The organism is Cellulomonas algicola (assembly GCF_003851725.1).
Classification (GTDB): Bacteria; Actinomycetota; Actinomycetes; order Actinomycetales; family Cellulomonadaceae; genus Cellulomonas; species Cellulomonas algicola.
On sequence record NZ_BHYL01000059.1, the window covers coordinates 43,093 to 57,052 of the forward strand.

Below are 13,960 nucleotides of genomic sequence, written 5' to 3' on the forward strand. Positions count from 1 at the left end.
CATAGGAGCTCGCACCGTCACGCCGGGACCGGAGCCGATGACGTCTATGTCTCGATCAGGGTTGCGGTCCGGACCGATCCGTTTATCGGGGGCCTATTCGACAAGGAATCCGTCGTCGCCGATGAAGTCAGAGTATTCGTCGATCGGCATCTCGACGATGGACCGAACCGCACTGGTGACGCGCAGCGACCACGCACCGCCCCGGCCCAGAATGTGCAGGCGCATTGGCGCGCCGATGGCGATGCCTCTGCGACGCTCGTTGCCGACCGCGTAGTGCACTGAAAGCAGCGGAAGTGCGTCACCGTCATCGTCCCGGCGCTGGAAGCGGTCAAAGTCGGCGTCAAGGGTGAGCGGTGCCCAACGTGTCACGACCACGTTGGGCCGCTGACAGACGAACAGGTGACGCGCCCCACGCTCGGTGACGACATCCCACGCACCGGAGCGACTGAACGGGTCAAGGACGCTCGTCACGGCGTTCCTCCTCGGCGAGGTCACGCGACGGAGGGACCGGTGATCGCGCTGCACGAAGTGGGCTGTCGTCCTGCGGGGCCGGCTCGGTCAGCGGTCGCCCGCATTGGAACTACCGGTCGCCGACTTGGTGCTGATGGAGACAAGCGTCCCGGATGAGGTGCTTGCGGACAACTCCGACGATGACCGCACCGTGTGGCCGTAGTGGGTGGCGTCCCTCAGTGGGGTCGCAACGTCCGCGCTGCGGATCGTGAACCTCTCGGCGTCGTCGGCTGCACCCCACTGCTGGACGCGGGGTCGGCGCCGGTCGAGATGACGATCGTGCACCTCTCGTGCCGCTCCCGCACGTACCAGGCGACGAGTCTCGTCACCATTCTCGGTCGAACACCTTGCGCGGCGACGTGCTCAGGGACGGTCATCGGGGCCGGGGTAGGACCCGCGCTCAGGAAAGTTCGGCCAGACCAGCGGGCGTCAGCACGTGTGTGCCAGCAGTGAGCCGCTTCTCCACCCATACCGGCATGCGGTCTGGGGTCAGGTCGTTGATGCGGGCCCAGCCTTCCGCCAGTCTGTCCTGCAGCCACGGCGGCTGGTGCTCGACGTCGCGCGGGTGGGTGTGCTGGTCAGTGACATAGACGATTGGGTCAACCGCGACGTCCCAGGCAGGCTCGTGGTCGTAGTCGAATCGCGACGTCACCGCCGACGGGGGTGTCACCTGCAGGGTGAAGGTGTACCAGGTCCCCGCCCCCTCGCGGTACATGACGTCGCGCAGCTGCTTGGCAAGCTTCGCGACATCGCGCGGTGCGAGTGGTTGCGCTTGACGGTCCGGGTACGACACCTGCAGGCGTCCCTCGCTGGTGGACGAGACCGCGATGCGGCGATAGTCGAGAACCGTCCAGCCCGGCGCGACGGAACCGACCAGCGACCGCGCGATGGCGTCGATGAGCCGGGCCTGCGCAAGCATCGGCGGGAGACCTTCGACGTCAGTCGACGACATTCTCGAACACCTTGTCCTTCCAGGCACCGTTCTCGGACCACTCCACGAGGATGCTGTCCGGGACCCGGCTCGATCCTACGTAGTCGGGTGTGATCCTCACGCTGACGTGGACGGGAGGGTGCCCGTCGATGAGCGAGCGCCACTGCTGCTCGAGCTCGTAGAAGCTGCCGGGACCGGAGCGGTTGACGCGTTCGAGCATCGCGACGATGTTGACGTACTCGCCGCCGCCGCCGTACATGTTCGCGTACAGGTGGCCGCCGTCGTACCCAGGACCGCCCTCGGCGCCGACGCGCGTCTGTACAGACTCGGACCGGTCCGCCGCCCCGAGGGCCAGGTCGTCTGTATATGCGACCTCCGTGCGCCCGTCGAGGCCGATCTCGAAGACGTGCGCGCCGCCGTGGTGCGGGTGGACGACGTAGGTGACGCCGTCCTGAGGGTTGTTCAGGTCGGCGTTGAGGTTGTTCAAGCCGCCGTAGGTCGTCTCGACGTACCGGACTCTCCCGTCGGCGTCGGTGTAGAAGTCCCCGCGGCCTTCCACGCGGTAGAGCGTCGAGGGGGCGAGGTCGGTGCGGGCGGCGAACGGCGTCCGCGACCCCGGGAAGCCGGAGTCGTCCGGTCGCACAGTGACCTCGAGCTCGGACGCGGGCCGCGGATACAGGTCCGGCACCGTCCGACCGTGCAGGGCGCCTGGCGCTGCGCCGGTCGGCGGCACGTCCGCGCGGGGCGCGGTCGCGTCCGGGGGCGGGCCTCCAGGGGAGCCCGCACCCCCGACGTGAGGCGTACCTCCGTCGAGCAGGCCACCACTGTGCGGAGCGTCGGCCCTGTGGCCGCCTCCCGGGCTCCCGTCGCCGCCGGTCCCACCAGAGGCCTGGTCGGCACGACCGTCGGCGGTGACGAGCTCCCGCTCGGGCACGTGGGCGCGCTCGGGCGCGTGTGTGCCGTCGACAGTCGCACGGCTCTGCGGCATGGCGTCGACGTCGCGGACCGCGACGCCGCCGAGGCCGTCGTGGACGGTTCCCGAAGGCAGGTCGTCGAGCGTGCTGGTCGCGGGCGGCAGGTCGAGGGTGAGCGTCTCGTCCAGGCCCTCGACTCCGCGCAGGCCGGCGACGAGGTCGTCGAGCCGCGGGAGCGCGCCCCGCAGGCCGCGTGCCCCGAGGGCGAGCGGGTCCGTGAGGTCGACGATCTCGGCGCCGCGGGCCAGCCACGCCGAGACCTTGGCACCCTTGCCCGCCGCGTTGGCGGCGGTCGCGGCGCCCTTCGTCCCGGACACCGCAGCACCGGCGGGCAGGAGGACGGTCGCGATATTGAAGACCGCACCGCCGGCCGCGCGGCCCGGGTCGTCGTCCCAGGTGTCCCACGAGACCATGCCCTTGCCGAGCCCGATCCACGCGGTGCCGGTGCGCTGGGCGGAGTACACGCCGCTGCCGTCCGACAGGTGCATGACGACACCCATGACGGTGAACGGGAACAGGTCCGACATGCCCATCCAGGTCTCGCGCAGCGTCGCGTTCGAGTACCGCCAGTCCCGGAACCCCACGAACCCCGCGAGCCCGGTCACGGTGCCCCACAGCCCGTCGACCACGACTCCGTCCCACACGAACCGCTTGACCTGGACCGCCGCCGCCTTCGGGCAGGCGTCCTCCCGCTTCACCGCCGAGCCCCACGGCATCGCCGCCTCCGCCGGCAACGCGGCGTAGCCATACCCGAGCGGGTCGTCCTCGCCGGTCGACGCATGCCACGGCGCCGCGCAGTACAGCGCCCGGATCTCGTTCGCGCACGCCCGCTCGGCCTCCCACAGGGCGACCTGCTGAGCGTTGACGCGCTCGACCAGGTCGGTGTTCGCGTCCACCAGGCCCTGGTCCTGCCGCCACTCGCTGTTCGACGCGATCGAGCTCCGGAACGCGCGCGCGTCGGTGCGGGTCCGGGCGAGCGACGCCTTGATCGGCCGGATCGCCTCCGCGTACCGGCGCAGCGCCGCGGCCAGCAGTTCGACCCCGTCGCCGACGTCGCGCGCACCCGTCTCCACGGGATCCATCACCGTGAACAACCGGCCGGCCTCGGGCGCCTCGTAGACCGCCGACAGCCCACGCCACCGAGCGACGGCCTGCGCGCCGTGCTCCCGGAGCGCCGCACCCTGCGCCGCGAGCGCGTCCGCCGCGGCCAGCACGCCGTCCGGGTCGAGGGCGTCGCCCGGGATCGTGGTCGGGTCGATCGCGCGGTGGAGCGTCGACATCGTGGCCCCCGGCGGATCGGACGAAACGAACGCGCTGACCCTAGCGGCTGCCATCCTGACCGTGAGGCTGATGACCGGTGCACCACACGATCGCAGGACCCCGCCGGAGTTGGCTCCCGATGACGCCATGCCGGACGGGGCATCGCCGTCGCGGAGGCGACGACATCGTGGATCCAACCCGGGAGGGGAGTTGGCGCTGCAAGGGGCAAGAGCGCGCGGGACATCGGCAGCGGCGCCAATGCTTTGCCCGCCGCTGCGTGCGATTCCCGCTCTCGCGTCGCTGACAGCGCGGACGTTCGCGAAGGCGCCATTGGGCGCGCGGTTCGGCCGCTTCATCGCCGGTCTTGCGACCCCGGTGTGGGCCACCAGCCTTTTCATGACGCGACGCCGGCTCTACCACGCTGCGGGTCGCGCCGGACGCGCTGTTGTCGTCGTTCAGCCGACAAGCCGGCGCCGACCAGACCAGGTGCGCGGTGTCCTGGAGTTCGCCGCAGTGGCACTTGCGGTGGCCGTCTCGTTCGCCATCGTGCGCGCGGCTGTCGATTCCCGCTGGGGGTCGACGTCGCACCGATCGTCTTCATTGCACTTCTCGTCAGTGCATTGGCCTACGTGTCGACGATGTACGCCCCCTACACGGGGCGGATCTGGAATGCCGGCCCTCACGTTCAGTCGGACTGGACTGTCTCGCTGGCGGCCGCCGATTACGCCGCCGGGCTGTTGACGATCCGACGCCAGATCGCGCGTACGACACAGGCAGGCGATCTCATCGAGCTCTGCGCCCACGATGGGCGCTTGGTCAGCGTCTACTCGCAACTGGGGTTCGAGCAAGCTACGCCAGACGCTGCACGCATGACACTGAGGGCTTCAGCGGGCAGCAACCTTCCAGTCGGTTCGTCGCGCGTCGCGAGGCGGGCCGCCAGGCCCTGGCGCGCTTCTGCGTCGGCGAGCGCACTTCGCGCGCGCAACGCGGCCTCGACGTCCGTGGCGCGATAGCGGCGGTGCCCGCCCGCGGTGCGTTCTGCCGGAAGCAGGCCCGCGTCCGTCCATCGCCGGACGGTGCCGATCGAGACCGAGAAGCGAGTCGCTACGTGCTTGATCGACAGCAGGTTCTCTGCATCATTGCCTCGGCTGACCACAGCCGCACCCTAGAGGCCAGACACGCATGACATGTGACCGGTGTCACAGCGACCGTGAGTGACAATCGGTACTCGGGCGGGAACTCACAGGTGGTGTCGCACAGCGGCCCCTCCGACTGACACGGCGACTGGCCGTGTCAGTTCGGAGTTGCGGACGGCGGGCGTAACGGTCGCTGTCCGCCACCTAGGTAGTTCCGATCAGACTGGAGGAACGATGAGGAGAGCTGGAGCCGCGTTCGCCGCGGTGCTGCTGCTCACGATCGCGGTGGCCTCGCCTGCCGCAGCAGTCGTCAGCAAGTCCGGCAGCAAGACCTGCTACGCCCCGAACTCGAACTCGTACACAGTGGGCCTCGCGAACGGCAACGTGAACATCAAGGGCCCCGGCGGCACCACTGCGTACTACGTCGGCGACTCCACCTGGGTGACGCGGACGCGCGCTGGCGCCTACGGCGGTGGCAGCTGGTTCGTGAACTCCGATCGGTCGCTGAACGACCCCGGCACCTACGCCGGATGCACAGGAGCGGTCTGACCGTTGCGAACGACGATGCGTGACCACGTCCGACTGATCGTCGTGGTTGGCGCCGTCACGGCGCTGACGGGGTGCACTACCCCGTCAGCGCCATCGCCGGAGCCGACTGCCGGGACCGCCGCACCCACGACGGGCGCTGAAGGTGCGCCGGTCTACCCGGCGTACGAAGGATCGTGGGACGAGTGGTCGCAGGACTTCATGACCTGCATGCGGGACGAGGGATGGCAGATCGAGCCCGGTGATCCCAACGACGGCATCAGCTTCGAGTACGGCGTGGTCGACGACGACCAGATGGACTCGTTGATGGCGTCGCAGGACACCTGCAACATGTCCGTCGGTCGGATCGTCGCTCCCGAACTGGACGACGCGGCGCTCACGGAGTTCTACGGTCGTTTGGTTGATCACTACGACTGTCTGGTGTCGGCGGGTTTCAGTGCTGAGGCGCCTCCGACAGTCGAGGTGTACATCGACCGCCAACGTTCCGGCGCGGCGACGTGGGATCCCATGAGCGGCGTCCCGTCGGAGGACTACACATCGGCCCTGTCTGCATGCCCGCGGCCGGTATTCGGGCAATGAGTCGCGCATGGCGAGCTCGCGCGGCGTGGGCGATCAGCCTCGTCGCGGTAGGAGCCCTCGCGTTCTGGGCGGGGGGCCGGTTCGCCGAACCGCCGCCGCCCCCTGCGGCCGAGCCGACGGACGTCGCGTACGAGGTCATCGACGGACAGGTTGGCTTCTCCCAGAGCTTCGCAGGACGTGCTCAATGGGACCGGTCGCCCGGTACACCGGCGGCGGTCAGTGGAACGGTCACGTCGGTCAGTCTCCCCGCGGATGGCGTGGTGAGCGCAGGACAGGTCGTGATGACGGTAAACCTGCGCCCGGTCGTCGTCGCGCAGGGCGCCGTGCCGGCCTTCCGGGCGATGCAGCGCGGCGACCGAGGCCCAGACGTCGCCCAACTGCAGCAGCTGCTACGGCAGCTCGGGTATGCCGCGCCGGAAAGCTCGGCATACGACGCAGCAACGGCGTCCGCGGTTCGCTCGTGGCAGCGCGCGATCGGCTTGCCGGTCGACGGCGTCGTAGCTGCGGGTGACGTGTTGTTCTTGCCTACGCTCCCAGGTCGGCTCGCTCTCGCTGAGGATGTGCGTGTCGGTGCAGTGGTCGCGGCCGGCGAGGCCTTGTTCGACGTTCTGTCCGCAGAACCCAAGGTGACGGTGACTCTTGACGCTGCTCAGGTTGCGACCGTGCCGCAGGACGCGGCAGTGACGGTTCGAGTCGGCGACCGCCGATGGGAGGGCGTCATCGCGAGCTCTACGACCGTCGATGACGGCTCAATGGTGCTGGCCCTCACTGCTGTGGACGGCACGCCGGTGTGTGGAGAGGACTGCGCCGCGATCCCTCCGATAGGGGTGCTCAACGTCTCTGTGGACGTCATCGTCACCCCAGCAACTGACGGGCCGGTCGTACCGACCTCGGCCGTAAGAACGACGCCCTCAGGGGCCACGGTCGTAAGGGCGGCGCCCGATGGCCAGGAGAAGCCCGTGGAGGTGCTGGCGAGTGCTCGAGGACTTGCCGTCGTCGAGGGCATCGAGGTCGGCGACCTCATCCTCGTTCCCGCTGCCTCGGCGGGCGCGTGATCAGCGTCGACGCGTTGACGTTCGGCTACGGGCCGCGAACCGGGCCCGTACTGAACGACCTGACCTGCAAGTTCAGCGAGGGTGCGCTCACGACCATCACGGGGCCGTCGGGCGGGGGGAAGTCGACGCTTCTGTATCTGCTCGGGCTGATGCTGACGCCGACGGCTGGAACGGTGGTGCTGGACGGCGTGGCGACCGCGCGCCTGCCCGATGGTGAGCGAGCGAGGTTGCGGGCAACACAGATCGGATTCGTTTTCCAGGACGCGGTTCTCGACCCCGCGCGAACCGTGCTGGACAACGTGATGGAGGGAGCGCTGTTCACGGGCACCTCACGTCGTGTGGCGGAGCGCCGAGCGCGTGACCTGCTCGGGGCGCTCGGCGTTGAGCATCGACACGACCATCGGCCCGGTCAGATCTCAGGAGGGCAAGCGCAGCGCGTCGCGCTGTGCCGCGCACTGATGAAGAGCCCCACGATCATCTTGGCGGACGAGCCGTCTGGCAATCTCGACCCCGCATCTGCGGACGTCGTGTGGGACACCCTCCGGGAACGTGCCCAATCCGGAGCCACGGTCATCGTGGCAACGCACGACCCACTGCGGGCGCCCACCGGGGACGCCCGGGTGCAGCTGTGACCTCGCTGCGGAGTCTGCTTGGCGAATCAGGACGGGTCGCGTTCGCCAACCGTGCCAGCTCTCTCGTCGTCGTCGCAGTAACGGCAGCAACCTGCCTACTCGCGCTTGCGACGGCCGGAAGGTCGGCGGCGACTGAGTCGGCCGTCGTCGCTTCCATCGACCGCGCGGGTTCGCGTCTCATCGTGGTGACCAGCGCCTCGCCAGAAGACAGGCCACCCCCGGACTTCGTGCGCCGCGCGACGGCACTCGCGGACGTCGACTGGGCGCTCGCTGTCGGACCGGCGATCGACGTCCGCAACGCCGCAGTGTCCGCCGCCGCTGCGGTGCCGGCACGAGCGATGTACGGCGACCCGCCCCCAGACTTGCGGCTGTTGGCCGGCCGATGGCCAGCGCAAGGTGAGGTCATCGTGAGTTCAGCCGTTGCGCCGCAGCTCGGCCTGACGGCCGCCGCAGGCTCTCTTGTCGCTACCGACGGGAAGGGCAGCTGGGACGTCGTCGGCACATTCGAAGCGGAGGGCGCTCTCACCGATCTCGATCGAGTCGTCCTGCTCGGCCCCGACCGCGATCAGTCGGTGGGCGTCTTGTACGCCGTAGCCAGCACCCCGCAGAGCGTTGCGCCCGTGTCTCGGCTTTTGCGACAGATTGCTGACGTGCGCGATCCGACGACGCTGAGCGTCACTACGTCCGACGAGCTCGTCGAGCTGTCCGCGGTGGTCACCGGCCAGCTCGGGGTTGTCGCTCGGCAGCAGGCTTCCGGAGCGATGGCCGCTGGCCTGATCTTCACTGCGGTGACTTTGTACGCATCGATCGGTGCGCGGCGACGCGACTTCGGACGCCGTCGCGCGCTTGGGGCAAGCCGGTCGGCGCTCGTGGTTCTCGTCGTCGGTCAGGCGATGTGGCCCGCGCTGGTCGGCGTCGCCCTCGGAACGGCCGGCGGGCTCGCTGTGGTTGCCCGAATCACCGGTGGACAACCTCCCGTGCCCTTCACAGCGGCGGTGAGCGTGCTCGCGGTCATCAGTGCGGTCGTCGCGAGCGTTCCCGCTGCGCTCGCGGCGGCCATGCGGGACCCGGTGCAGATCCTGCGAGTGCCGTGATCGTTCGCCCCTGATCCGGGGCGCTAGTCGACCCAGCGGGCGCTAGTGATCGCTTGGAACGCGGTAACTGTCGGCTCGTTGATCTGCAGGTCGGGGATCGACATCGAAACCTGCTCCCAGGAGAGCAACTGACCGGTGCCTGCGTCTATCACCAGGACCAGCGACTGATTGGCGCCGGCCGGGTCGGGGGGCACTGCGACTGCACGGCCGGAGCGTCCAAGACGATCGGTGACCTCTCCGAGATCCGCCAACGCCGGTTCGGCGGCGAGCATCGCCCACACGGTGGCGCTCAGGTCGGCCGGCACGACCCAGCGGCCATACAAGTCCGCGACTGCCGCGCCGAGGCACGACGCGGCGGCGACGTCGGACGTTCCGCACAGTTCCGGACCGCCTTGCGACGCGGTGAGGCTTTCTCGCAGCAGGTGCGGGTCTCGGGGCAGGTTCGCCGCGTAGGCCGCGTCGAACGTTCCTGCGGGCAGTTCGTCTCCTGAGTGCGCACCACCTACGGGGTAGCGATCGGGATCGACCACCCGTCCGTCCGGTGAGAGTGCCGGTGTGCGTGTCTCCTGACTGGAGAACGAGCCGTCCGGCCCGATCGTTGTCGCCTGCCGGGTGGGGGCGAGTTCGACCTCTGTGTTGCCCTCGTCGTCGACGACAGTGTTGATGTACCAGGCGAACGACAGGACTTGCTGCGCGCCGTGGCCTTCTTCGACGGGTTGCCGACGTGCTTCTGCGGCGATGGCACGCAACGCCTCCGAGGCTGGCGGAGCACTGCCGGCGGCAACGGCCTGAATGTTCGACATTGAGTACGTCAGCATCGGCGGAGCAGCAAGCGCGGGTGCCTGCGCACCGCGCACGACGAATCCTGCGACCGCGATTGCCGTCACGATGCCGAACGCAACCGCAATCCGCACGGGCAGGCGAATCCGGCGACGGGACGCCGAGACGCGGTCCTGACCGCCTGCGACGATCCGACGCAGGATCGCCTCGTCCCGCGCCGTCACCGGGTCGTGGTGGATGTGCACTTCGACTCCGAGCACGTCGCGCAGGCGCGCGACCTCGTCCTCAGCTCGACGTTCTGGATTCATGAGCGCACCTCCTCACCCTGCTCGTCGAGGTTGCTGATTCCGGCAACGAGGCGTTGCCGCGCACGCGTCAGGCGCGAGCTCAGCGCTGTGACAGAGCATTCGAGAGCGAATGCGGCCTGTTGCGGTGTCAGGTCCTCCCACACCACGAGCGCCATCGCCTCACGCTCGCGGAACGGAAGAGCGAGAAGCACCTGCTTGACGTGGTCGTCGCCGACCACACGGTCCGCTGGATCAGGAGGGTGCGACTCGGTCGCCATCTGTCCCGCCCACCGCAGCAACCGACCGCGGCGTACCTGGGAGCGGACGTGATGCGCCATCACGTTGTGCGCGATCCTGAACAGCCACGCGCGCCTCACACCTTCGGCAGCGGGAGCGTCGGACCACTTACGCCACGCGATCGTGAATGTCTCGCTCACCACGTCGTCCGCGTACATGTCGCCCACGGAGCGGCAAGCAAACCTCCGAACACTTGCTACGTGCTGGCGAAAGAACCCTTCGAAGGAGTCGACGGGCGTGCGGTCGCCGGAAGTCACCGCACCCCCATCACTCAACTAGCACGTTGCCGTGCTGAGGATACGGAACGACGCCGCCCCGGCAGTGGTCGACGCGACCATCGCACCCGGCGCATAGCACTTCGCCGTTCCTGTGCCGCCTGTACCCGAGTACACGACAGCTGCGCGGGCCGAGCGATTCCACACCGACTTCGCCGTCGAGACGCCGGTCGACGACACGGACGTGCTCGTTGTGCTCGCGAACGTCCCCGCGTACCCGGTGGCTCCCCAGACACAGAACGCTGCGGCTGCGCATTGCGATGTCGACGTCGGCCCGATGTCGCTCGCGACGGCGGGACCTCCTGAAGTCGAGCCGAGCAGTACGGCGGCAGCGATTGCGATGAGGCCACGATGCGATGTCTTCACGCGTACATGATCGGGTATCAGACGAGGGCCTGTGACCAGGACTACTACTGCGACGGAACGGTTTGCCCAGTCGTGCGTGTGTCGCCAGTCGCGCTGCAGCGTGCCAGAGGTCCTCTGGGGCGAAGGTCGGCGCGACGCTCTCAACTCGTCGCACCAGTCCATCGGGAGAACCGCCTCCGAGTCGCATGGACGCTAAGGGGGTCTGCTGCACGGATGGGTGACACCTGACCTGTGGGGACGCGGTCCCCGCTGGAAGGATGTGCACCGTGCCCAGGCCCTATCCCATGGAGTTCCGCCGGGACGTCGTGGCGGTCGCCCGCCGTGGCGAGGCCCCGATCAAGCAGATCGCGCACGACTTCGGGATCGCCGAGTCGTGTCTGCGCAACTGGCTGCGTGACGCGGACGTCGAGGACGGCAACCGTCCGGGCGTGACCGCCTCGGAGTCGGTCGAGCTGCGTGAGGCGCGTCGGCGGATCCGGCTGCTGGAGCAGGAGAACGAGGTGCTGCGTCGCGCAGCGGCGTATCTCTCGCAGGCGCAGCTGCCGGGAAAAGGCTCTACCCGCTCGTGAGTGAGCTCGCCGCCGACGGGGTGCCTGTGGCGGTGACGTGTCGGGTTCTCAAGCTCGCCAGACAGCCCTACTACCGCTGGCTCGCAGCGCCTGTCGGTGCGCGTGAGCTCAAGCAGGCGCACCTCGCGAACGCGCTGTTTGACGCCCACTGCGACGACCCCGAGTTCGGCCACCGGCTGCTCGCCGACGAGGCGGCCCGGGCCGGTCTGGTGGCTTGCGACCGCACGGTGTGGCGGATCTGCTCGTCCAACGGCTGGTGGTCGGTGTTCGGCAAGAAGCGCCCCCGAGGTGGCAAGAAGGCCGGGCCGCCGGCGCACGACGACCTTGTGCTGCGCGTGTTCACCGCCGACGGACCGAACCGGTTGTGGCTGTGGGACATCACCGAGCACCCCACGAGCGAGGGCAAGGTCTACCTCTGCGCGATCAAGGACGTGTTCTCCAACCGGACCGTCGGGTACTCGATCAGTGACCGCATGACGTCCCACATCGCGGTGAACGCCCTGGCCAGCGCCGTGCAACGTCGCGGTGACGTGGCCGGGTGCATCGTTCACGGGGACCGTGGGAGCCAGTTCCGAAGCCGCAAGGTCCTGCGCGAGCTGGCCCGCCACGACCTGGTCGGGTCGATGGGCCAGGTCGCCTCCGCGGGCGACAACGCCGCGATGGAGTCGTTCTTCTCACTCCTGCAGAACAACGTCCTGAACCGGCGCCGCTGGACCACCCGCGACGAGCTGCGCCTGGCGATCATCGTCTGGATCGAACGGACCTACCACCGCCGCCGACGCCAAGCGCGACTCGGTCGCCTGACCCCCATCGAGTACGAGACCATCAACACCCCTCAGGTCGCACTCGCCGCCTGAGACCCGCTGTCACCTACTCGTGCAGCAGACCCCACCGCACACGGCGACCGGTTGCTCCGGGGTATCGGTCGGTTTCGGTTCCGGTGCTGGTTTCGGGAGGGCAGCTGCCGAAATGCAAGATCGCTAGAGGTCAGGCATCGGCACCACGTACGGCGACTTGCCGCGACGGCCGATGTGGTACCTGTCGTGACCGATGCCCCCCGGCCTGGGAGCCCGGTGGTGGCGGTGGCGATGGGCCGCCCGGCGCTCCTTGCCGGGCTACAGCGTTACGTCTTGGTGCCCCGCCTCGGTGCCGTCGCTGAGGTACCAGGTGATGGTGAAGTTCTCCATCCTGCCGCCGGCCTTCGCGGGCACGGGCCACCAGCCGGCGAAGTAGCCGTCGGAGACGGTTGTCTCGATGACGACCCCGTCGGCCCGGGTGAGAGTGACTCGATCGACGTCAGCGCCGACGTGACCGTAGGCGGATCGCCACCCATCGTGGCTGAGTCCACCGCTCCACTCCGCCTCGGTCGCGGATGGCTGCACCACGCCGCCCGCAGTCGCCGTGCCGCCCGAGCCGCCACCAAGATCGGCAGTGTCGGGCGTGAGGCACTCGTGCACCGATCCGACGCTTCGTCCCGAGACTTCGCTGCTCAGTAGCGTGTAGGTCCAGGCTCCACGGCGCTCAGCCAGGACGGGCTTCGCGTTCTGGACATCCAGGGCCGCGCCGCCGCTCGAATCGGCGATGAGGCGCCGGCACTCGGCTGCGCTCTGCGCAACGTCGATCCCCGTGACGGGCTCCGGGATCGCCGTCCAGCTGGCGAAGGCCGTGGACGCACCGATCCCGGGCACCACGGCGACGGCCACGGCTAGGGCAACGGCAGCCGCGGCCGGTAGCGCGAGCGATCGCCACGCTGAACGTCGGCGATCGACGTCGACCTTCGAGTCGGCCTCGTCGGCGATGCAGGCATCGAGAAGCGCCCTCGCTGCCGACAGGCCCTCAGTTTGGGTGGGGGCAGGAGCGAGCGCATCGAGGACGTCGTACGCGTCAGGACGGGTCATGGCCTGCTCCTCAAGGGGATCGCTGTCGGGTCGACGGAATGAGCGGCCCGCCGCTCAGAAGGCTCGTCGTCACCTGCGGACTGCGCGAGTCGCCGCCGGGCTCGTGAGAGGCGAGCTCGGAACGCCTCGGGCGAGCAGCCGGCTACGTCGGCTGCTGCTGTGGTCGACAAGCCGTCCCAGGCCGTGAGCAGCAGCGCTTCTCGGTCGCGAGCATCCAGGCCGGCCAACGCGGTCAGCACCCGCGTCCGCTCACCGGCGGCGACGTCCGCCCCTGCAGCTGGCGCGGCTAGGTGGGCAATGCGCGCGAGCTCCACTTCGACTGCACGCTTGCGGTACAGCGACCGGCGCTGGTTGGCGATGGTGTTCTTGGCCACGACGAGCAGCCAGGGCAGCGGCTCGCCAGGTACATCGGCGAGCCGGCGCCATGCGACCAGAAAGGTCTCTGCCACCACTTCCTGAGCGGTGTGCGGATCGACGTGCCGCAGCGCGTACGCGTGAACACGTCCAGCGTTCGCCCCCCACAGCAACTCGAAGCGCTGGGCCTCGAACTGGGCGGTCCCGTCCGGGGGGTCTGTGTTCACACAAGGAAGTGTCCGGACCCCGCCCAGATGTGACAGGGAGGCGCGCACCACCCTCCTGTGGGAAGCCACAAGCCGCCGGAACTGATGGCGCTCTCAACCGGTCAACGCACCATCTGTCAGCTGGACGGTAGCGCTCGGCGGGCGCCGCTGCTGGTGGCGGAGCGGAGTCCTCGTGTGCGCTCTCAAGGGC

Annotated in this window: 15 protein-coding genes; 6 read left to right on the top strand and 9 right to left on the bottom strand. The window is 69.0% G+C overall.

Annotated features, from left to right (window positions below; translation table 11 throughout):
- Positions 1-93 precede the first annotated feature (93 nt).
- From CTKZ_RS04570 to CTKZ_RS22580, 4 genes are all read right to left on the bottom strand, one after another.
- Complete coding sequence (locus CTKZ_RS04570) at positions 94-471, bottom strand: hypothetical protein (RefSeq protein WP_124341837.1); 378 nt, start codon at positions 469-471, stop codon at positions 94-96.
- A gap of 439 nt (positions 472-910) precedes the next feature.
- Positions 911-1,462 carry a hypothetical protein gene (locus CTKZ_RS04575; RefSeq protein ID WP_124341838.1) on the bottom strand — a complete coding sequence of 184 codons (552 nt, stop codon included), beginning with the start codon at positions 1,460-1,462 and terminating at the stop codon, positions 911-913.
- Positions 1,449-3,695 carry a DNA/RNA non-specific endonuclease gene (locus CTKZ_RS04580; protein WP_124341839.1) on the bottom strand — a complete coding sequence of 749 codons (2,247 nt, stop codon included), beginning with the start codon at positions 3,693-3,695 and terminating at the stop codon, positions 1,449-1,451. Before CTKZ_RS04580 ends, CTKZ_RS04575 begins: the two co-directional genes overlap by 14 nt.
- 803 nt (positions 3,696-4,498) lie before the next feature.
- Positions 4,499-4,831, bottom strand: a complete 333-nt coding sequence (locus CTKZ_RS22580) for a MerR family transcriptional regulator (protein ID WP_124341840.1) — start codon at positions 4,829-4,831, stop codon at positions 4,499-4,501.
- A gap of 214 nt (positions 4,832-5,045) precedes the next feature.
- On the opposite strand from CTKZ_RS22580, the gene CTKZ_RS04590 reads away from it, so the two are divergent.
- From CTKZ_RS04590 to CTKZ_RS04610, 5 genes are all read left to right on the top strand, one after another.
- On the top strand, positions 5,046-5,360 hold the full coding sequence (locus CTKZ_RS04590) for a hypothetical protein (RefSeq protein WP_124341841.1): 315 nt from the start codon (positions 5,046-5,048) through the stop codon (positions 5,358-5,360).
- A gap of 15 nt (positions 5,361-5,375) precedes the next feature.
- Positions 5,376-5,936, top strand: a complete 561-nt coding sequence (locus tag CTKZ_RS04595) for a hypothetical protein (RefSeq protein ID WP_124341842.1) — start codon at positions 5,376-5,378, stop codon at positions 5,934-5,936.
- Between the two features lie 281 nt (positions 5,937-6,217).
- Positions 6,218-6,991 (top strand): peptidoglycan-binding domain-containing protein, encoded by a 774-nt coding sequence (locus CTKZ_RS04600; protein ID WP_160142827.1) that lies wholly within the window; start codon positions 6,218-6,220, stop codon positions 6,989-6,991.
- Positions 6,988-7,623, top strand: a complete 636-nt coding sequence (locus CTKZ_RS04605; RefSeq protein WP_124341844.1) for an ABC transporter ATP-binding protein — start codon at positions 6,988-6,990, stop codon at positions 7,621-7,623. The genes CTKZ_RS04600 and CTKZ_RS04605 overlap by 4 nt, the downstream gene beginning before the upstream one ends.
- A complete protein-coding gene (locus tag CTKZ_RS04610) occupies positions 7,620-8,717 on the top strand; it encodes an FtsX-like permease family protein (RefSeq protein ID WP_124341845.1) in 1,098 nt (365 codons plus the stop codon). Before CTKZ_RS04605 ends, CTKZ_RS04610 begins: the two co-directional genes overlap by 4 nt.
- Before the next feature lie 23 nt (positions 8,718-8,740).
- Here the strand turns inward: CTKZ_RS04610 and CTKZ_RS04615 are convergent, their stop codons facing one another.
- The 3 genes from CTKZ_RS04615 to CTKZ_RS22715 are packed head-to-tail and all read right to left on the bottom strand — an operon-like array spanning position 8,741 to position 10,884.
- Positions 8,741-9,805 carry a CU044_5270 family protein gene (locus CTKZ_RS04615; protein ID WP_124341846.1) on the bottom strand — a complete coding sequence of 355 codons (1,065 nt, stop codon included), beginning with the start codon at positions 9,803-9,805 and terminating at the stop codon, positions 8,741-8,743.
- The gene (locus CTKZ_RS04620; protein WP_160142828.1) at positions 9,802-10,338 is read right to left on the bottom strand and encodes an RNA polymerase sigma factor; all 537 of its coding nucleotides are present in this window, start codon (positions 10,336-10,338) and stop codon (positions 9,802-9,804) included. The genes CTKZ_RS04615 and CTKZ_RS04620 overlap by 4 nt, the downstream gene beginning before the upstream one ends.
- A gap of 18 nt (positions 10,339-10,356) precedes the next feature.
- Entirely contained in the window at positions 10,357-10,884 is a 528-nt protein-coding gene (locus CTKZ_RS22715; RefSeq protein ID WP_124341848.1) for a peptidase inhibitor family I36 protein, read from the bottom strand.
- 104 nt (positions 10,885-10,988) lie between these two features.
- Here CTKZ_RS22715 and CTKZ_RS04630 point away from each other — a divergent pair.
- Positions 10,989-12,148 (top strand): IS3 family transposase gene (locus CTKZ_RS04630; protein WP_124341879.1). Its coding sequence is split into 2 segments (ribosomal slippage): positions 10,989-11,267 and positions 11,270-12,148, totalling 1,158 coding nucleotides; the frame shifts between segments, so codons are not numbered across the junction.
- A 258-nt stretch (positions 12,149-12,406) separates the two neighbouring features.
- Here the strand turns inward: CTKZ_RS04630 and CTKZ_RS04635 are convergent.
- Both CTKZ_RS04635 and CTKZ_RS04640 read right to left on the bottom strand, forming a co-directional pair.
- Positions 12,407-13,189 (bottom strand): hypothetical protein, encoded by a 783-nt coding sequence (locus tag CTKZ_RS04635; protein WP_124341849.1) that lies wholly within the window; start codon positions 13,187-13,189, stop codon positions 12,407-12,409.
- On the bottom strand, positions 13,186-13,770 hold the full coding sequence (locus CTKZ_RS04640) for an RNA polymerase sigma factor (protein WP_124341850.1): 585 nt from the start codon (positions 13,768-13,770) through the stop codon (positions 13,186-13,188). Before CTKZ_RS04640 ends, CTKZ_RS04635 begins: the two co-directional genes overlap by 4 nt.
- Positions 13,771-13,960 lie beyond the last annotated feature (190 nt).